Origin of the sequence: Paraburkholderia unamae, from assembly GCF_003096875.1 — a bacterium.
GTDB lineage: Bacteria > Pseudomonadota > Gammaproteobacteria > Burkholderiales > Burkholderiaceae > Paraburkholderia > Paraburkholderia unamae.
In genome coordinates this window covers 90,747-108,582 of the sequence record NZ_QEOB01000023.1, presented here as the reverse complement: position 1 = coordinate 108,582, position 17,836 = coordinate 90,747, and the positions used below count along the sequence as shown (strand labels likewise).

Annotated in this window: 17 protein-coding genes; 8 read left to right on the top strand and 9 right to left on the bottom strand. The window is 59.6% G+C overall.

Features of this window, described 5'->3' with window-relative positions; genetic code table 11:
- Window positions 1-228: 228 nt before the first annotated feature.
- Window positions 229-1,377 (top strand): branched-chain amino acid ABC transporter substrate-binding protein, encoded by a 1,149-nt coding sequence (locus tag C7402_RS36235; protein WP_112175382.1) that lies wholly within the window; start codon window positions 229-231, stop codon window positions 1,375-1,377.
- A gap of 44 nt (window positions 1,378-1,421) precedes the next feature.
- Here the strand turns inward: C7402_RS36235 and C7402_RS36230 are convergent, their stop codons facing one another.
- Entirely contained in the window at window positions 1,422-2,330 is a 909-nt protein-coding gene (locus C7402_RS36230; protein WP_112175384.1) for a LysR family transcriptional regulator, read from the bottom strand.
- Window positions 2,331-2,506: 176 nt separating this feature from the next.
- Here C7402_RS36230 and C7402_RS36225 point away from each other — a divergent pair, with 176 nt between their 5' ends.
- The 6 genes from C7402_RS36225 to C7402_RS36200 all read left to right on the top strand — a co-directional run bounded on the left by C7402_RS36225 (window position 2,507) and on the right by C7402_RS36200 (window position 8,452).
- Entirely contained in the window at window positions 2,507-3,289 is a 783-nt protein-coding gene (locus tag C7402_RS36225; protein WP_112175386.1) for a 5-oxoprolinase subunit PxpA, read from the top strand.
- Window positions 3,290-3,310: 21 nt separating this feature from the next.
- Window positions 3,311-3,553, top strand: coding sequence for an acetyl-CoA carboxylase (locus C7402_RS36220; RefSeq protein ID WP_116614000.1), 243 nt, complete (start codon window positions 3,311-3,313; stop codon window positions 3,551-3,553).
- 4 nt (window positions 3,554-3,557) lie between these two features.
- Window positions 3,558-5,024 carry an acetyl-CoA carboxylase biotin carboxylase subunit gene (locus C7402_RS36215; protein ID WP_116613999.1) on the top strand — a complete coding sequence of 489 codons (1,467 nt, stop codon included), beginning with the start codon at window positions 3,558-3,560 and terminating at the stop codon, window positions 5,022-5,024.
- Window positions 5,021-5,896, top strand: a complete 876-nt coding sequence (locus tag C7402_RS36210; RefSeq protein ID WP_116613998.1) for a 5-oxoprolinase subunit B family protein — start codon at window positions 5,021-5,023, stop codon at window positions 5,894-5,896. The genes C7402_RS36215 and C7402_RS36210 overlap by 4 nt, the downstream gene beginning before the upstream one ends.
- Window positions 5,886-6,881 (top strand): 5-oxoprolinase subunit C family protein, encoded by a 996-nt coding sequence (locus C7402_RS36205; RefSeq protein ID WP_116613997.1) that lies wholly within the window; start codon window positions 5,886-5,888, stop codon window positions 6,879-6,881. The genes C7402_RS36210 and C7402_RS36205 overlap by 11 nt, the downstream gene beginning before the upstream one ends.
- A gap of 215 nt (window positions 6,882-7,096) precedes the next feature.
- Complete coding sequence (locus tag C7402_RS36200; RefSeq protein ID WP_116613996.1) at window positions 7,097-8,452, top strand: purine-cytosine permease family protein; 1,356 nt, start codon at window positions 7,097-7,099, stop codon at window positions 8,450-8,452.
- A 100-nt stretch (window positions 8,453-8,552) separates the two neighbouring features.
- Here C7402_RS36200 and C7402_RS36195 read toward each other — a convergent pair whose 3' ends face one another.
- Both C7402_RS36195 and C7402_RS46555 read right to left on the bottom strand, forming a co-directional pair.
- On the bottom strand, window positions 8,553-8,945 hold the full coding sequence (locus tag C7402_RS36195; protein WP_133254622.1) for a hypothetical protein: 393 nt from the start codon (window positions 8,943-8,945) through the stop codon (window positions 8,553-8,555).
- 18 nt (window positions 8,946-8,963) lie between these two features.
- Entirely contained in the window at window positions 8,964-9,344 is a 381-nt protein-coding gene (locus C7402_RS46555) for a hypothetical protein (protein WP_133254621.1), read from the bottom strand.
- 89 nt (window positions 9,345-9,433) lie between these two features.
- Here C7402_RS46555 and galE point away from each other — a divergent pair, with 89 nt between their 5' ends.
- Window positions 9,434-10,465 (top strand): UDP-glucose 4-epimerase GalE, encoded by a 1,032-nt coding sequence (gene galE / locus C7402_RS36190; RefSeq protein WP_116613994.1) that lies wholly within the window; start codon window positions 9,434-9,436, stop codon window positions 10,463-10,465.
- A gap of 93 nt (window positions 10,466-10,558) precedes the next feature.
- On the opposite strand, the gene C7402_RS36185 is transcribed toward galE, so the two are convergent.
- The 6 genes from C7402_RS36185 to C7402_RS36160 all read right to left on the bottom strand — a co-directional run bounded on the left by C7402_RS36185 (window position 10,559) and on the right by C7402_RS36160 (window position 17,831).
- On the bottom strand, window positions 10,559-10,858 hold the full coding sequence (locus C7402_RS36185; RefSeq protein ID WP_112175400.1) for an H-NS histone family protein: 300 nt from the start codon (window positions 10,856-10,858) through the stop codon (window positions 10,559-10,561).
- 253 nt (window positions 10,859-11,111) lie between these two features.
- On the bottom strand, window positions 11,112-12,038 hold the full coding sequence (gene galU, locus C7402_RS36180; protein ID WP_112175402.1) for a UTP--glucose-1-phosphate uridylyltransferase GalU: 927 nt from the start codon (window positions 12,036-12,038) through the stop codon (window positions 11,112-11,114).
- A 249-nt stretch (window positions 12,039-12,287) separates the two neighbouring features.
- On the bottom strand, window positions 12,288-13,451 hold the full coding sequence (locus C7402_RS36175; RefSeq protein WP_116613993.1) for a polysaccharide pyruvyl transferase family protein: 1,164 nt from the start codon (window positions 13,449-13,451) through the stop codon (window positions 12,288-12,290).
- The gene (locus C7402_RS36170; protein ID WP_165842081.1) at window positions 13,448-14,587 is read right to left on the bottom strand and encodes a glycosyltransferase; all 1,140 of its coding nucleotides are present in this window, start codon (window positions 14,585-14,587) and stop codon (window positions 13,448-13,450) included. Before C7402_RS36170 ends, C7402_RS36175 begins: the two co-directional genes overlap by 4 nt.
- A 28-nt stretch (window positions 14,588-14,615) precedes the next feature.
- Window positions 14,616-15,656, bottom strand: coding sequence for an EpsG family protein (locus tag C7402_RS36165; RefSeq protein WP_112175408.1), 1,041 nt, complete (start codon window positions 15,654-15,656; stop codon window positions 14,616-14,618).
- A 42-nt stretch (window positions 15,657-15,698) separates the two neighbouring features.
- Window positions 15,699-17,831, bottom strand: coding sequence for a glycosyltransferase (locus tag C7402_RS36160; protein ID WP_165842079.1), 2,133 nt, complete (start codon window positions 17,829-17,831; stop codon window positions 15,699-15,701).
- Between the last annotated feature and the right edge of the window lie 5 nt (window positions 17,832-17,836).

The window sequence follows — 17,836 nt, the reverse complement described above, 5'->3', positions numbered from 1 at the left end:
GCCTCCGCTAATCGCCCCGGCGCTTCCTGCCCGGAGCGATCCGCTCGACACCACGCCTGCTTACAAGGAGCCCACACGTAGTCGATACGCAGTCGATACGCGCAGCCGATACGAACAAGAGCCGTGAACCGGCCGCCTGGCTCGCGCTTGCAGCGAGCGCTGCGGGCGAGCTATGCCGGCACGCACGCCACAGCAATGAACCCATGCTTGCCGACAAAAGGAAACAACATGCGTTTTGCGAAGACCCTCACCCCTGGCGCCGTCGCAGTTGGCGCCCTCCTCGCCCTCGCGCCTCTCGCCTCCCGCGCGGATACCGTCGTCAAGATCGGCTTTGCCGCGCCGCTCAGCGGACCTAACGCCAGTTACGGCAAGGACCTGGAGAACGGCGTCAAGATGGCCCTCGACGATGCCAAGGCCCAGGGCGTCAAGATCAACGGCCAGCCTGTCTCGTTCGAACTCGTTGCCGAAGACGATCAGGCCGACCCGCGCGTGGGCGTGCAGGTCGCGCAAAAGCTCGTGGACGAAGGCGTTTCCGCGGTCGTCGGCCACTTCAACTCGGGCACCACCATTCCCGCTTCCGATCTCTACGAGAAAGCGGGGCTGCCCGATATCGATCCGGCCGCCACCAATCCGGTTATCAGCAACCGCGGTTTCAAGAACATCTTCATGGTGATTTCGAGCGACGCGCAAAACGCGGGCACGGCGGGCGCCTACGCGGTCACGACGACGAAGGCCAAACGCATCGCCGTGATCGACGACCGCACGGCGTTCGGCCAGGGCGAGGCGGACGAGTTCGTGAAGGCGGTCAAGGCGCATGGCGGCGACATCATCGATCGCGAATACACCTCGAACCAGGCGACGGACTTCAAGACGCAGCTCACGACCATCAAGAGCAAGAACCCCGATCTGATTTTCGTGGGCGCCCTCAATCCGCAGGCGGCGGGCATCATGAAGCAGATGAGCCAGCTCGGCATCAAGGCGCAGTACGTGGGCGGCGGCGGCGTGAAGGACATCGACTTCATCAAGCTCGCGGGCGACGTGTCCGAAGGCGCGATGGCGTGGGAATACGGCCGTCCGCTCGACAGCACGCCGACGGGCGCGAAGTTCGCTGAACGCTTCAAGCAGAAGTTCGGCGACGACGTGCTCTCGTACGCGCCGTTCGGCTATGACGCGGCGTGGGCCGCCATCAAGGCGATGCAGGCGGCGAATTCGACGAAGCCCGACGACTATCGCTCGAAGCTGCAAGGCATCAACTTCGACGGCATCACCGGCCATATCGAGTACAACGCGAATGGCTCGCTCAAGAACGGCTCCTCAACCGTCTATCAGGTGAAGAACGGCCAGTGGGTGACGGTCAAGACGGTCAGCGGCCTCTGATCGCTCACGCGGGCCAGCGCGCGCAGGTGCCGCTTCAGGGCGCTTTAGCCGCTGGCTCGCGGCTCCATGAACGTATGCCGGAAATACTCGCGCACGGCGTGCATCGCGGGACTCAGTTCCTTGTTCTTGCGCCACGCGAGACCCACGCTCATCGCGGGAACGGCGTCCAGCAGCATGATCGTTTCGATGCGCCGGCCTTCGAGCGACCACGGCCGGTAGACCATGTCGGACAGAATGGCGACGCCCGAGCCGTTCGCAACCATGCTGCGCACCGCTTCCACCGATGAGGTGCGCAGAATCACGTTCGGCCGCCAGGGCGTCTCGTTCCAGTAGCGCATTGCCGTTTGCGCGGCTTCGTCCACGGTCAGCATCACGAAGGGCTCATGCGCGACCTCGGCAAAGGTCACGCTCTCGCGTTTGAGCAATGCGTGATGCGCGCCCACCCAGAGCCGCCGCACGGAATGAATCATGGGCTCCAGCGCGAGTTCCGGGTTCGAGACGTTCGACGTGAGCAGAACGGCCATGTCGTACTGGCCCGTGATCAATCCCTCCTCGATCGCATCGCGGTTCAACTCGTGCAGTTGAATGGTGAGGCGCGGATACAGCGCATTGAGCCGCTGAATATGATGCGGCAGGAAATAGCCCAGCACCGTGTAGCTCGCCGCGATGGCCAGCGTGCCCGTGAGCGTGCTTTCCAGGTTGGGAATGCGCATGGCCTCGTCCACCGAGGCGAGAATGGTGTAGGCGTGATTGAGGAAGCGCCGCCCCGTGTCGGTCAGCGTCACGCCTGAAGCGGTGCGCACGAAAAGCTGCGTGCCGAGGCTGTCTTCCAGTTCCTTGATGGCGCTCGTCACCGCCGACTGCGATATGGTCAGATGAATGGCCGCTTGCGAGAGCTGCCCGAGTTCGGCCGTCGCGACGAAGTACTTGAGCTGCCTGAGGGTGAGCGCCATCTTCGATAGAAAGTGAATGTGTCAGCCCGAAGACTAGCCCGCATTATCGAAAAAATCGATACCGAGGCATATAAAAATAAAACTTTTTTGACCACCTGCCTCCGTATAACCTCAGTTCGACAGTCGGCTGCGCGTGTTTCGAAACACCCGGCCGAGCGAACCAGGAGGGGAACCGTATGAAGAAGCAGTCCGTCGACCTGAACTCCGATATGGGAGAAGGCTTCGGCCCGTGGCGCATTGGCGATGGCGTGGATGAAGCCATCATGCCGCTCATCAGCTCGGCGAATATCGCCACCGGCTTTCATGCCGGCGATCCGAACATCATGGCGCGCACCGTGCAACTGGCGAGGGAGTCCGGCGTCGGGATCGGCGCGCATCCCGGCTTTCGCGATCTGGTCGGCTTTGGCCGCCGCAATATCGCCGAAACGCCCCAGGCGCTCGTCAACGACATCCTTTACCAACTCGGCGCACTGCGCGAATTCGCGCGCCTGCACGGCCTCAGGCTCCAGCACGTGAAACCGCATGGCGCGCTTTATATGCACGCCGCGCGCGACGAGGCATTCTCGCGGCTCCTCGTCGAAACGCTGCAACAGGTCGATCCGAATCTGCTGCTCTTTTGCATGGAGTCGTCGGCCACTTATCGCATTGCGCGTGAAATCGGCCAGCCGGTCGTGCGCGAGTTTTACGCCGACCGCGACTACGACCGCAGCGGTTCGATTGTCTTCACGCGCCGCGTTGGCCGCCTCGACGCCGGACAGGTCGCGGAGAAGGTTCTGCGTGCGTGCATCGAAGGCAAGGTGCGCACGGTCGACGGCGACGACATCGACATCGATTTCGACTCCATCTGCATCCACAGCGACACGCCCGGCGCGCTGGAGCTCGTGCAAACCACGCGCGAGCACCTCGTTCGCGAAGGCATTCGCATCACCGGGCCGCTCGCGCCGACGCCCCGGTTCTAAACCCATTCAAGGAGAGACATGATGGCATTGCACGATATCGTGAGCCCCCTGCCGGGCACGTTCTACCGGCGTCCCTCGCCCGACGCGGCGTTTTACGTCGCCATCGACACCGCCGTTCAGGCCGGCGCGGTCATCGGCCTGGTCGAAGTGATGAAGCAGTTCACCGAAGTCGAGGCCGAGGTGTCGGGCCGCGTGGCGGAGCTTCTCGTCGAGGACGGCGAGCCCGTGGATGCGGGACAGGTGCTGATGCGCATCGAGGAGTGAAGCGATGAACGTGGACAATTCGACGGCGGCGTTCTACCGCCCCTCGCGCATTCGCACTGTGCTGGTCGCCAATCGCGGCGAGATCGCGGTGCGCGTGATACGCGCGGCCCAGGAGCTGGGCATGCGCGCGGCGGTCGTGGTGAGCGACGCCGACCGCGACAGCCTCGCCGCGCGCATGGCTGACGAAGCCGTGCATATCGGTTCTTCGCATGCGGCCAAGAGCTACCTGAATGCCGCTGCGGTGCTCGCGGCGGCCCGGCAATGCGGCGCAGACGCCATTCATCCGGGCTATGGCTTCCTCTCCGAGAACGCGGATTTCGCGGCGCAGGTGGAAGCGGCAGGACTCATCTTCGTCGGTCCGAGCTCGCAGGTCATCGCGACGATGGGCGACAAGGCCCGCGCCCGCGAAACCGCGCAGCGCGCCGACGTGCCCACGGTGCCCGGCAGCGCAGGCATCGTGAACTCGCTCGACGACGCGCGGGAGGTTGCCGCGCGCATCGGCTACCCGATCATGATCAAGGCGGCGGCGGGCGGCGGCGGACGCGGCATCCGCGTGGCGCATGACGCCGCGCAGCTCGACGCCGAACTGCCGCTTGCCCAGCGCGAAGCCCAAGCCGCGTTCGGCGACGGCGGTGTCTATCTGGAGCGCTTCATCGCACGCGCGCGGCATATCGAAGTCCAGGTGCTCGGCGACGGCAATGACGTGATCCATCTGTTCGAGCGCGAGTGCTCGCTGCAACGGCGGCGTCAAAAGATTCTGGAAGAGGCCCCTTCGCCTTCGCTCACGCCGACGCTGCGCGCGCAGCTTTGCGAGTCGGCGGCGCGCCTCGCCAGGCAAGTGGGCTATCGCAGCGCCGGTACGCTGGAATATCTTTTCGACGAAACGCGCGGCGAGTTTTACTTCATCGAAATGAATACGCGCATCCAGGTCGAGCATCCGGTGACGGAGGCGATCACGGGCGTCGATCTCGTGCGCGAGATGCTGCGCATCGCCGACGGCGAGCCATTGCGCTTCAAGCAGAGCGACATCGTGCTGCGCGGCGCGGCCCTTGAATGCCGCATCAACGCCGAAGATCCGCTTCAGGATTTCCGCCCGAATCCGGGGCGTGTGGAAGAACTGGTCTGGCCGACAGGCCCAGGCGTGCGCGTCGATTCGCTGCTCTACCCCGGCTATGTCGTGCCGCCCTTCTACGATTCGCTGCTCGCCAAGCTGATCGTGCACGACGAAAGCCGCGCGGCGGCCATCGAACGCCTCGCCCGCGCGCTGCGCGAGTTGCAGATTGGCGGCCTGAAAACCACCGCCGTGCTGCACCGCGCGCTCGTGGCCGACGACGACGTGCGCGCGGCCCGTTATCACACCAATTATCTGGAAACCTGGATGGCGGCGTGGCGCGCCAGCAGCGAGGCCGCATCGAACGCGGCGCGCGAGCACGCCGTGGCGGGATCAACGAGCGCAGGGGAGGCGTCATGACCATACGCTACACATTTGGCGGCGACGAATTCGTGTTCGCCGAGATCAGCGAAGCGATGTCGCTCGACGCGTTCTTCAAGGGCACGGCGATCACGCGCGAACTCCAGAGCCGTAACGTGGCCGGCGTGACCGAGATTTGCCCCGCGAACGCCTCCTACCAGGTGCGCTACGACCCGGACGTGATCGCCCCCGATGCGCTCGTCGCGCTCCTGCGCGACATCGAGACCGCAGTGGGCGAAGCCGCGCTCGACATCGACACGCGCATTGTCGAAGTCCCGGTGCTCTACAACGATCCGTGGACGCATGAGACGCTCATGCGCTTTCGCGAGCGTCACCAGGACCCGTCTTCGACGGACCTCGAATACGCGGCGCGCATCAACGGCAAACGCGACGTCGACGAATTCATCGCGGCGCATGCGGGCTCGCCTTGGTTCGTTTCGATGGTCGGATTCGTGGCGGGGCTGCCGTTCATGTACCAGATGGTCGAGCGCGAGCGCCAGCTTCAGGTGCCCAAATACCTGCGGCCGCGCACCGACACGCCGAAACTCACGGTCGGCCATGGCGGCTGCTTCGGCTGCATCTATTCGGTGCGCGGCGCGGGCGGATACCAGATGTTCGGCGTGACGCCCGCGCCGATCTTCGACCCCGCGCAGCGGCTCGACTACCTGCGCGAGTTCATGGTGTTTTTCCGGCCCGGCGACATCGTGAAGTTCAAACCCATCGACCGCGCGGCTTACGACGAGGCCGTGGCCGCAGTCGAAGCGGGCACGTTCTCGCTACGCGTGAAGCCCGTGAAATTCTCACTCGACGATTTCCTTCGCGATCCTGACGAATACAACCGTTCCCTCGTGGAGGTGCTGAATGCCAACTGATACGCTCAATGTGATCGAGGTGCTCAAGCCGGGACTCGCCACTTCGGTGCAGGATACGGGACGTCAAGGCTACTACCACGTCGGCATTCCGCCCTCCGGCTCGCTCGACCAGTACTCGTCCCGCGCGGCGAACCTGCTGGTGGGCAATGCCGAAGACGCGGCCGTGCTCGAACTGACGCTGCTGGGCCCCGATCTCCTGTTCCACTCGGATGCCGTCATCGCGCTGACGGGCGCGGAGATGACGCCGAAGATCGACGGCGTGGCCTGGACCAGCAATACCGCGCTGCGCATTCGCGCGGGGAGCAAGTTGACGTTCGACTATGTGAAGCGTGGCGCACGCGCGTATCTGGCGGTCTCCGGCGGCATCGACGTGCCGTCCGTACTCGGCAGCCGCTCGACCTACACGCTCGGCGCAATCGGCGGACTCGCGGGCCGCCGCCTGCAAAAGGGCGACCGCATTACGACTGGCGCGAGCCGCACGAAAGCGGCTGAGGGGATCGAACTGCCGGCCGCCTTGCGGGCGAAGCTCGACACCACGGTTGAACTGCGCGTGCTCACGGGGCTGTATCACTACCGCCTCACCGCCGAATCGGCGCAAACGTTCTTCGAGGACGAATGGACCGTCGCGCCCGAAGCCGACCGCATTGGCTATCGCTACAAGAACGGACGCCCGCTCCACTTCATGGAGCGCGAGCAGCCGTTCGGCGCGGGGGGCGATCCGTCGAATATCGTCGACGCCTGTTATCCCATTGGCTCGATCCAGGTGCCGGCCGGACTGGAGCCGATCATCCTGCATCGCGATGCGGTGTCGGGTGGCGGATACGCCACCATCGGCACGGTGATCAGCGCGGATATGGATCTGATCGGCCAGATGCAGCCCAACTACCGCGCGCGCTTCGTGAGCGTCACCATGAATGAGGCGCTCGCGGCCCGACGCGAATATCAACATCGCCTCGCCCTGCTGCGTGAAGCGCTAGCGCACTAGCCCTTCCGAGGCCAGGGAGCGGCTGGCAGCCGCGCCGCTCCCCTGCTTTTCCTTTCGCAACCCGCGCTCCGTGCGGCCCTGGGCCATACGGCGGGAGCGCTCGCGCCTTTTTTTCGCAGCATCGGCTGCCCGCCCGGCGTCAAGGCAGCCACGCGGCCATCTCGCACCGCGGTTCGGACGCCGTTCGCAAAAATTCAGACTCGAGGAGCAGGACCATGGCCAATCTGGCGCAGGAAAGCACGGAGGCGGACGTCGATCTTTCGACAGTCGCCCTCCCCGACAGCGCAAGAATGCCCCCCTTTGCGCTGACGATGGCGTGGTGGGCGGTATGCAGCGCGGTGTTCTACATCGTGGTGGGCGCGACGCTCGCGCTGAACTATGGCGCGCGTAACGCCTTGATCGGCATGGCGTTATCGGTCGTCTCTTATGGTGCCGTGAACACGATCATCAGCCGCTACGCCATTCGCACGGGTTTGTCGGTCGCGCTCTTTTCACGGGTGCTGTTCGGCAGCGCGGGCGCCGCGCTCGCGACGCTCATCTTCTTCGCGACCGCCATTTACTATGCGGTATTCGAAGGCTCGGTCATCGCCGTCGCGGCCAACCATCTGTTTCCCGCGCTCGCCTACAAATGGGCCGCGCTGATCGTGGTCTGCTATAGCGTGCCGCTCGTATTCGGCAGCGTGCAGCACTGGCTCGACAAATTCAACGGCGTGCTGCTGCCGTTTTATCTGCTCGGGCTGCTCGCCGCCGTGGGACTCGCGACCTGGGAATACGGTTATAACGCCGCGTGGCTAGACTTCGGCCCCAAGAGTGCGGTGCCGGCGGACGGCTGGTGGCACTGTTTCGTCTATTACATGGGCGTGTGGGTGCTCATGATGTTCACGTTCGACTACGCGCGCTTCGGGCGCAAGCAAGATGCGCAATATCACGGCCGCTGGAATTTCGGCATGCCGTTCTATCTCGTCACCTTTCTCGTCAACGGCGCGGCGGGCATTTATCTCGTCAGTACCATTCCGGGCCTTGGCACGCTTTCCGAAGTGTCGGTCGTGCTGGCCCTGCTCAAGCTGATGGGCATCTGGGGGCTGCTGTTCGTGTGGGTCACGCAGTCACGCATCAACACGGCGAACTACTATCTCGCCACCATCAACATGCAGGCGTTCTTCCAGAAGGTTGCGGGCCTGCGGGCGCCGAAGTTCCTCTGGGCGCTCGTGGTCGGCGTGGTGGTCTATGTGCTGATGATGGCCGATATTTTCTCGAAGATCCTTCTGGCGCTCGCCTGGCAGGGCATTTTCGTTGTCGCGTGGGTCGGCGTCGCACTCGCCCATATTACGTCCGCGCGCTATGGCCAACTCATCGGCGAGGATATCGAATGCAGGGATTCCCACGTACCGCAGTTCAATCCCGGTGGTTTGATCGCGTGGTTCGCGGGGGCATTTGTGGGGTTCGCGTTGAACACCGCGTCGGGCTTTCTCGCGTCGCTTTCCGCGCCGGCCACCTTCGTCGTTTCGTGGGTCGTCTATAGCGGGCTACTGGCCACGGCCAAGCGGACGTGGTTCGTGCGCAATACCTGAAGCAGGCCTCGACTCGACAACGCCTGATCGTTGCGCGAGTCGAACGCCAACGAGGCAGCCGGGCGGCCGCACTCCCCCTGTGGCGCGCCCGGCCTGCGACTCAATGTTTGTAAGCGTGCCGCCGGTGTGCGGTCGCCAGCAACGCGTTGTCGCCGCTCTCCGCCTCGAATTCCGTTTCCGGGCCGTCTGCCATCACCACGCGAACGTCCTGCGCAAACGCCTCTTCCAGCCGCTTGCGCGCGTGCGCCACGCAGTCGGCCTCGGCGCCTTCGCCGGCCGCCACCGCGGCCTGAGCCAACGCCTTCGATGCAAGGCCAAACACCGCGACGACTTCGTCCCAGGTCAGGCCCGCGGAGATGGCCTCTTCAATGAACCGTTCGACCAGTTCGCCTGCTTTCGCTTTTAACATGACCATGAATGATTCCGTTCCTTGTTTGAAGCAATGTAAGCCGCTTGTGTGCTGCTTTCCTGCCAAGCGAAAAAGACGACTCACGACAAAGGTACCTGCTTTTCAAAGCCTCCGGGGATGAATATTCATGGTGCACACGATGTTCTCTCGATCAGCCTCGTAAAAACCGGATTGGGCGGCCAAAATCTGGTGTACGACCGCCATTGAAAACTGCGCGCTAAAGCGCTCTGTTAAATTGTCTTCGGCGTTCAGCTCGTGCTGCCCTGAGCTGAATGTGGTCCACCGGGTCGGTTCCCCCCGAACTCGATCGTACCCGGACTCGCACCGCCAGGTTGGCAAGGCCTGGCGGTTTTTTTTATTCGCGAAGCGGACCGACGATAGACGCAACGCGCCAAAACATTTCACTTTCTGCCGATTGGCTGGCGCACCTTGCGGCATGTGATAGCTTCGAAGTTCTATCAACCTCAATTGGTTCGGCGGCATACCGGCAGCTTCCTGTCGGCTCCTCCCCGCCACGCGCACGCTGCCGGTTTAAAGCGCCGAACACTCCTCAGATGACTCCAGCAGACACCATGCCAACGACGAACGCCCGCGGCACGATCCTCGTCACCGGTGGCGCGGGCTACATCGGCTCGCATACCTGCGTGGCGCTCCTCGATGCGGGTATCGACGTCGTTGTCGTAGACAATCTCGTCAACAGCCGCCGGGAATCGCTCGCGCGTGTCCAGGCAATCACGGGCCGGTCCCTCGCCTTCTACGAAGCCAATGTGCGCGACGCACAGGCGCTCGAGCGCATCTTCGAGGCGCATGAGATCACGGGCGTGATCCACTTCGCGGCGCTCAAGGCCGTTGGCGAATCGGTGGCCAAACCGATCGAGTACTACCGCAACAACCTGGACGGACTGCTGGCCGTGCTGGACGTCATGCGCCACCATGACTGCAAGCAGTTCGTGTTCAGTTCATCGGCAACGGTGTACGGCGCGCCGGAGCGCTCGCCCATCGACGAGACCTTCCCGCTCACCGCGACGAATCCATACGGGCAATCCAAACTGATCGCCGAACAGATCCTGCGCGATGTCGCGATTGCCGATCCATCGTGGCGCATCGCGGTATTGCGTTATTTCAATCCGGTGGGCGCGCACGACAGCGGCCTGATCGGCGAAGATCCCGCGGGCATTCCCAACAATCTCATGCCATTCGTCGCGCAGGTGGCGGTGGGGAAGCTGGCACAGCTTCGCGTGTTCGGCGGCGATTACCCGACGCCGGACGGCACGGGCGTGCGCGACTATATTCATGTGGTCGATCTGGCTCACGGGCACCTGAAGGCGCTCGATGCGCTCGTCGCGCATGACAAAGGCTTCACCGTGAATCTCGGCACGGGACGCGGCTACAGCGTGCTGGAAGTCGTGAAGGCGTTCGAGCAGGCTTGCGGACGCGCGGTGCCGTTTGAAATCGTCGCGCGCCGCCCCGGTGATATCGCCGAGTGTTACGCCAATCCGGCCACGGCGCAGTCGCTCATCGGCTGGGAAGCGCAATACGGCATCGAGCGCATGTGCGCCGATCACTGGCGCTGGCAGGAGAAGAATCCGCGAGGGTTTGTCTAACGAGGGTCTAACGACGCAAGGCCTGCGTTCGCGCTACGACAGCAAGCGCGGACGCAGCCGGATCACCGCCAGAGATCGCCCCGGCTGAGGGGCTCAGCGCTTTATCAAAAAGCGATCGCGATTCTTTGTGTCCGCTATCCAGGCCGGCGCCCGCCCTCTTCCTGACCACGTCGCCCCGGTCTTGGGATCGATGTACTTCGGCGGCAACGCACTCTTCGGCTTGCTGCTTCCCGACGCGCCCCGGCTACCGAAGATATCGCGCTGGGTGATTCCGTATTCTTTTACTTTCTCGCGAATTTCCGCGAGAACCTGATCCAGTTCGGCCCGACGAGCTTCCAATGCCTGCTGTTCCAGCGCGACCAACTGAGCTCTCAGGTCTTTATATGTTGGCACGGATGGCCTCCTCAAATGATTGTCTATGCCCGATCACCACAACAATTCCTGCTCACGCACGTAGACGACTTGCGTTCGCAACCCTCCGGCCGAATACGGCTTGAACGCGTCACGCAAGGAAAAAAAGCCCGCCATATCCTAAAACATGGCAGGCAAAACCAGGACGGCGGGGGACCATCCCGGGTAGACATGTACTGGGACTTTCAAGAACACGGATCAACTGTGACTCGGTACAACGCTGCGCGCAAAAACCTCAAGCAGCGTTCACGGCTTCCGCTTGTGCGTACGCATTGGAGTCGCCCTGGTCGATGCGGCGCAATTGTTCACTGAGGTATTGCGTGAACTCCGGCCCGACCTCGCGGTGCAGAAGCGCAAACTCAACGGTTGCCTTCAGATAACCGATCTTGCTGCCGCAATCGTATCGCTTGCCGCGATACTTGTAGGCCAGTACCTGCTCGTCGGCGAGCAGAGACTCGATTGCATCCGTGAGCTGAAGCTCACCGCCGGCGCCTGGCTTGAGCGCGCGCAGATGATTGAAGATGCGCGGCTTGAGGATGTAGCGGCCGACCACGCCCAGATTCGACGGCGCCACGTCGGGGGCCGGTTTCTCGACTATTCTGGACAACTTGATAATGTTTTCTTCCCACGCGCGTCCATCGACAATCCCGTACGAGCGCGTATCCTCACGCGGAATTTCTTCGACGCCGAGCACCGAGCTGTGATAGTGGTTGAACAGTTCAACCATCTGGGACGTGACAGGGGGCTCACCGTGAAGCAGGTCATCGGCGAGAATCACGGCGAACGGGTTGTCGCCCACGAGCTTTTCTGCGCAAAGCACCGCATGCCCGAGTCCGAGCGCTTCCGGTTGCCGCACGTAAAAGCAGTCGACGTGACTGGGCTTGATGCCACGGACCAGCTCGAGCAACTGCTTTTTCCCGCGCGCTTCGAGCTCTGCCTCAATCTCGTAAGACTTGTCGAAATGGTCTTCGATCGCCCGCTTGCTACGGCCGGTCACGAAAATCATTTCCGTGATGCCGGCGGCAATCGCTTCTTCGACGGCGTACTGGATCAGCGGTTTGTCCACCACAGGCAGCATTTCCTTCGGGCTGGCTTTGGTAGCGGGGAGGAAACGTGTACCGAGACCAGCAACGGGGAAAACGGCCTTCGTGACTTTAAGCATACGAACTCCAAGATGAATGTGCTGATATCTGGCGACAGCATAGCTTTGGTTTGGCGCTGCGGGGGGCGACTGGCTGAAAACGTTCGGGTTTTGACGGATTCGGTTAGGTGTGGTGATTCGAATTCTCACGAACGGTGGCCTATTCTCGAGTACTAGTCACTCAATCAGGCGATTTAGGTATAACTTCCCAAGATAAATAGTAATACTAACAACATCAGTGTTGAAGAAAAATACCAAAACTTAAAATTACTACCTTGATATAGACCTGAGGAAGCGATCGAACTCGAGCAATCTGGTTTCGGCACCTGAGAATCGGCACTCATTCTGCCCGGAAGTGAGCATACCGCTCACTGTTGCAATGCAATCCTCCGACGTCGGCATGCTTTCGCGTGGCCCTGGCAACGCATTGTCGTTCAGAAAATCAACACACTTCTTTTGATAGCAAAACAAAAGGGTAGGCACGTTGTAAACGTAGCTCACAATTCCGCCATGAAGCTTCGATGTCAGCACACAGGAAGCCAACGCAATACGATCGATGACTTCTGTAATCGAATGAGCGTACGTGAATCGACTAACGCGAACATTTTTCGGGAAAAAAAGGCGAGAAATATCCCCGGTTACCGATACGCTTTCATCGTCCAAGGCGAGAAACACAACCTCGTCAACCAGACCTAGTCGATCAACCTCCGACAGCGTAGCAAGTACAACGTCAACATACGCCTCAAGATGAATTGCGACAATCAACGTCTTCGGACGAGACTCCGTCCGCTTCGGCGTATATATCGCTGGCAAACTAAACGCAAGATCACCTAAATTAGGCGGCGTTCTCCCGATCTCCATTGCAACGACTTGCGCTGAAGCGTGGTCTCTCACCGCCAGATAACGGATACGCGACACGATTTCCAAAAATTTCCGCTTTCTCTCCGGTGTTTTGAAAGGTCCAACTGAGACCCCAATGGCGGCCACCGGTTTCTGAAATAATCCACTCCACAAGGAAACAAATCTTGCGAAACCAACAGAGGCATCCGCGCCAAAAAGAGATCCACCACCAAATATCGCAACATCGCATTTAAAAATCGCAGCGAGATACGTCGATGCCCTTGCCGCTGCGCCGACAAAACCAGGGCGATTCCAAAGTGATCTCGCAATCGGAACATGAAAGGCATCAACCAGTTCGATCTGTGCAGAAGCTCCTACAATGACTGGCCGGATCCCAGCCTGCGTTCGGCAAATTCCTTGCAGCAGAAATCCGAAGAGATCGTCTCCAAAGTTATGTCTTCCATAGAACCCGAAGAACGCGACCCGCTTATCGCTGACTTTCGATCCACTGGAATGGCGAGCGGAGTCGTTACGAACGTCGCCACGACCCGGTCTTTTAGTGTCCGACGTCGACTCCTCGATAGCGCTATTCATTTCTTAGCTCCCTCAATCCAGTAATCTGAAACCACAACAGGATGATGCCCTTGCGGGCCATTTAGCAGCTGTCGATATAGACGGACGTATGAACTAAAGAACTTGTGGCCGCCAAATCTACGAAACGCAAACTCACGCGCCGCCGCACCCATTCTCATTCTCAACGCGCTGTCGTTGATCAAGCGCTCGGTGTACAGAAATAATTCCTCATCATTGTTCGCCAGGAACCCGGTAACACCATGGATGACCACATCGCGATTACCCACAATTCTGCTCACTACTGCGGGAAGTCCCGCAGCCTGTGCCTCGATCAGTGCGATTGGCATTCCCTCCCATAGCGACGTCAAAACAAAGACGTCACACTCCGCTAGTTGCTTGCGAAGCCGTGAACTCTCAATCCAACCGGTTAGCTCAAGCGCATCTCGATCGATCCATTCGCTTACAGCGGTAGATTCCCCGTCGCCGAACCAAACAAAATCAACTGCGTCGCGCTTTGCTCGCTTTGCTATCCGCGAAAAACGCCACGGTGCCTTTTGGTACGTCACGCGCCCGGCCGTACACACCGTTACCGCTCGCCGGCCGCGCGTAGCATCGCTTTCCGAGAAGTCGGTCAACTCCACTGCGTTCTCTACGACACTAATTCGATCGGATCGGCCGAGTAACCTGCTTGCGTACAACCGCTCGCTCTTCGAACAAGTGACAATGTGGCCACCTAGAGCGTGAAGAAATCTCTCGATAAAAAGGTACGCTTTTGCTTTTCTTGGTGAAATGTCCTTCTTCAAGAATGAAAACCCGTGAGGAGAATAGAGAACCCGGTCCCCGATTCCGAGAATCTTTGCGGAAATACGACCAATCGCGGCCGCTTTCGACGAATGGAAATGAAAAATATCGGCATTCTCGCTCCGTAGCACCATCGCCAGAACCGGAGCAGTCCAAAGATCGTGAAGTCCAACCGCTGTCTTCATATCGATCACTCGACGGCGTACTCGAGGATCAAAAAGACGATCGAGTCTTTCCGATGATGGCGTGTCCGAACGCATCGAATGAATGATCACGACGTCATCGCCGGCGCGCGCCTGGCTGTTTGCGAGGAGAAGGAGATACTGCAATACTCCCCCTCCGAGGGCTTCAGTCACGTGCACTATCTTTTGTCTCATGATTACCTCACCCAAGTTGTTGCAGAGTCGGGGCCAGTTGGTACGGGATGAATGGAGACTCCCCGTGTCCTTCTTCGTCGACCATGTTGTGGACCCGTCCCAGCAGGGCGACACAGCCAATTACAAACAACCAGGCAGCCAACCGAGGACTTACTCGTGGTTTCTGCGGCGCAAATTGCCGCCATAGCATTACGACCATCAGGACAACCAGAATGAGTTGAAACCGGATTCCCGCATACGTAATCTGCGTCAACCCATAGAACGCGAGCGCCAGTCCACCACAAACAACCCAACCAACCGGCGGAATGTCAAATTGCTTCCGAAAGACAATCATCGTTCTAAGAATCAATATCTGCACAATCAGAAGCAGCAGTCCTGAGGAGGCACTGGGAGCGGCAATGCCGCTGTACAAGTTTCCTTTGTCCGCAATGTAGTCCGGCATCAAGAACGATGCACCAACAGCAACGATCGAAACACCAATGAGCAAAGGTGTTTGCCCTCGTCTCGTCGCGGCAATGAAGAACAGGAATAGCAAGATCGAAGAGAAGTGCGTACACGTCCCTATCGCCATATAGATGAAGTACCTGACCGGATTACGCTGCATCGGTACTCGCGTCGCGAGTATAAATATTGACGATGCCAGACCGAACCGCATGACGTTCATCGTCAATTCGTAGAACATCGCCGGCACCAGCAGCAATCCGCCAAACCATGCACCATAGCGATTTCTTGCTATTGAAAAAATTAGTAAAGCGCAGGTTGTCGCAGAAATTGCATTTGTTACAAATCTTGGGTCCGGATAGATTGCCCAAAGAAGATGCGCGTAACCATTGAATAGAGGCTCCCCACCATAAGTCCCCCCCTCCCCCAGGTCCATAAATGCCGTGTAATAGGCCGCAGTATCCGTGCCGCTATGGCCGCGCAGAACGACGAGCGCAATCATAGGAATGCTACAAACTACGATTACCGCTCTATTCGTCCCGCCATACGTCAGGCAAAGCGCTACCCCGAGGTAGAAAACCAAAAGTGGAAGTAAATAATATGTCATTTGTCAGGCTGCGATGAGCAAGTCACTCACGACGCATAATATTTAGGCAAACTTACGAGATATGACACACCGACGTAGGTATTTCATCGCACTGAGAATGGAGAAACATACCCATTCGACATTGGTAATCGCCCCAATTTTCCTGAAATGGAGATAGTTATCCTGCTCACCCTGTTGAATTTTCCAAAGTTGTGCACTCAACCCGGAACTTGCCCCAAACTGGGATTTGTAGACATACGACAGTGGTGTCGAAAAGAGCGAGCCTTTTCCGCCATCCATCAGGAAGACACCTAGCAACATGAAATAGTCCTCCGCGTGGCGTTTCTTTTCATCAAACCGTGACGAACAATCAGAACGCATCACTATGCTCGACGGCGTAAAGCGGTTCGAGAACAAGACCTTCGCGCGAGAAACAGCTTTCGGCTCATTGACGTCTAGAAGTGCAATCGAATCAAAACGTGCTCTCGCATCGAGTTCAGCAACGGGATGACCGGTAATTGCGACGTCCTGATTTCGAAGCATCCAACCGCATTGGACCTCGAGCTTCCGAGGATGCCAGGCATCATCGGAATCGAGAAACGCGATATAGGGTTGCCGTGCCATCGACCAACCGACGTTTCGGGCTTTACCCGGACCACTGTTGGATACGAGCTTTACTAGCTTGATCCAGCCCGTTTCGTATCCGGATATCACCGTCCCAATAAACTCCCGTGTGCCATCAGTACTGCAATCGTCGACGAGAATCACCTCGCGTGGTCGGGCGGTTTGAGCTGCGATCGACGCGATCGCGCGCTCGATTGTTCGACTGCAATTGAAACACGGGATAACGACACTAACTGGCAACTCGCCCGTTCCGTCACTGGCCTCCATCACATTCTCGGCAGACTTCCGCGAGGACTCACTCAATTCACTGTCCATGTTATTCCCCTTACCCCTCAGAACGTAGATGCGCGCCGAAGCCACTGACACCGCAGCCCAAAGTGCTTCGCCCAGCACAGTGGCAATCGCAGCCCCCTTGAGTCCATAAAGAGGAACGAGTGCGCAACTCAGGATCACGCTAAAAAGCAGCGCCGCCGACGCACAATAGTTGCGTACGCGAATCAGATTCGACGTCGTCATTACTGACGATGCGCTAGTCGTCAGAAAGCGGAACGGAACGCAGAGCGTCATCAAAGTTACGGTGGGAACCGCCGCTGTATACCGAGCGCCGAATACGAGCGGCAACACGACCGGGACGGCTAAGGCGGCAATAGCGGCAGTTCCTAACCCCGTAATGACCATCCAAAGATTGCCCGTCCGGTAGGCCGCTGCGAGGCGCCCATCGCGAAGTGCAGCCCACCGATGAAACCTGGGCATCAAGAGCTTCTGAAAGAGCACAGTTGGCGCAAGATAGAGCGCAGAAAGAACCGTTATCGCGACGCTGAACACTGCCGTGTCAGAACTGCTTCCAAGATGAGAGAGGAGAACTAGCCCGCTCTGGTTGTAGGCGTAAAAAATCACGCTTGCGAGTCCAAAAGGCATCGCGTTACGCCAAAGCTCTTTCATCTTCGGCGCGTTCGGCGTCCCGAAAATTCCGTCCTCACTCGGACGTTTCCCATGACCGGCAAGTTGAGCCGATCCGCCTATTAGGCCTTTGATAGAAATCCATGCGCCGATCGAAATCAACGCACCGATGACTCCGAACCCCAACGCAATCACCGTACTGCCGGCGTGGAATGCACCGCAGGCGACGAGGAAGCCAAATCTGCCAAGGTTCTGGAGGATTTGCCATATGGCTACAAGTCCGAAACGCTCCTCCAGTTGAAACTTCGCGGCAGCCATCTCAATGGCTCCCTGCGTCAAGAGCGCCGGCATTAGCAGAACGATATTTACACCCACGTCCCATGGCTGCGCGAGCGCCCAAAGACACGCAGCAATTAGGCACAGGACACTACTACGCCGAACGAAGCTAACGGAAACGTCCATCCACCGGATTGCCGTCCATCCCTCCGTTCCATACGCCTTTAGCCAAAACGCAGGCAAACCGAAACCTACTGCCGGCGCGATGATCGTGATTACCGCAAGCGCGGACGCAAAATGGCCGAAGCTTTCTGGGGGCAAAAGGCGAGCCAGCACCACTTGGACTGCGAACGCAAACGCCGCGGATCCAAGCGAGCTAACGGCGAGAAGCATCATGCTCC

What these genes read in the sequence shown, in the direction of transcription:
- C7402_RS36235 (WP_112175382.1), top strand. Translation starts at nt 229, where the DNA reads ATGCGTTTTGCGAAGACCCTCACCCCTGGCGCCGTCGCAGTTGGCGCC.
- C7402_RS36230 (WP_112175384.1), bottom strand. Translation starts at nt 2,330, where the DNA reads ATGGCGCTCACCCTCAGGCAGCTCAAGTACTTCGTCGCGACGGCCGAA.
- C7402_RS36225 (WP_112175386.1), top strand. Translation starts at nt 2,507, where the DNA reads ATGAAGAAGCAGTCCGTCGACCTGAACTCCGATATGGGAGAAGGCTTC.
- C7402_RS36220 (WP_116614000.1), top strand. Translation starts at nt 3,311, where the DNA reads ATGGCATTGCACGATATCGTGAGCCCCCTGCCGGGCACGTTCTACCGG.
- C7402_RS36215 (WP_116613999.1), top strand. Translation starts at nt 3,558, where the DNA reads ATGAACGTGGACAATTCGACGGCGGCGTTCTACCGCCCCTCGCGCATT.
- C7402_RS36210 (WP_116613998.1), top strand. Translation starts at nt 5,021, where the DNA reads ATGACCATACGCTACACATTTGGCGGCGACGAATTCGTGTTCGCCGAG.
- C7402_RS36205 (WP_116613997.1), top strand. Translation starts at nt 5,886, where the DNA reads ATGCCAACTGATACGCTCAATGTGATCGAGGTGCTCAAGCCGGGACTC.
- C7402_RS36200 (WP_116613996.1), top strand. Translation starts at nt 7,097, where the DNA reads ATGGCCAATCTGGCGCAGGAAAGCACGGAGGCGGACGTCGATCTTTCG.
- C7402_RS46555 (WP_133254621.1), bottom strand. Translation starts at nt 9,344, where the DNA reads ATGCCGCCGAACCAATTGAGGTTGATAGAACTTCGAAGCTATCACATG.
- galE (WP_116613994.1), top strand. Translation starts at nt 9,434, where the DNA reads ATGCCAACGACGAACGCCCGCGGCACGATCCTCGTCACCGGTGGCGCG.
- galU (WP_112175402.1), bottom strand. Translation starts at nt 12,038, where the DNA reads ATGCTTAAAGTCACGAAGGCCGTTTTCCCCGTTGCTGGTCTCGGTACA.
- C7402_RS36175 (WP_116613993.1), bottom strand. Translation starts at nt 13,451, where the DNA reads ATGAATAGCGCTATCGAGGAGTCGACGTCGGACACTAAAAGACCGGGT.
- C7402_RS36165 (WP_112175408.1), bottom strand. Translation starts at nt 15,656, where the DNA reads ATGACATATTATTTACTTCCACTTTTGGTTTTCTACCTCGGGGTAGCG.
- C7402_RS36160 (WP_165842079.1), bottom strand. Translation starts at nt 17,831, where the DNA reads ATGATGCTTCTCGCCGTTAGCTCGCTTGGATCCGCGGCGTTTGCGTTC.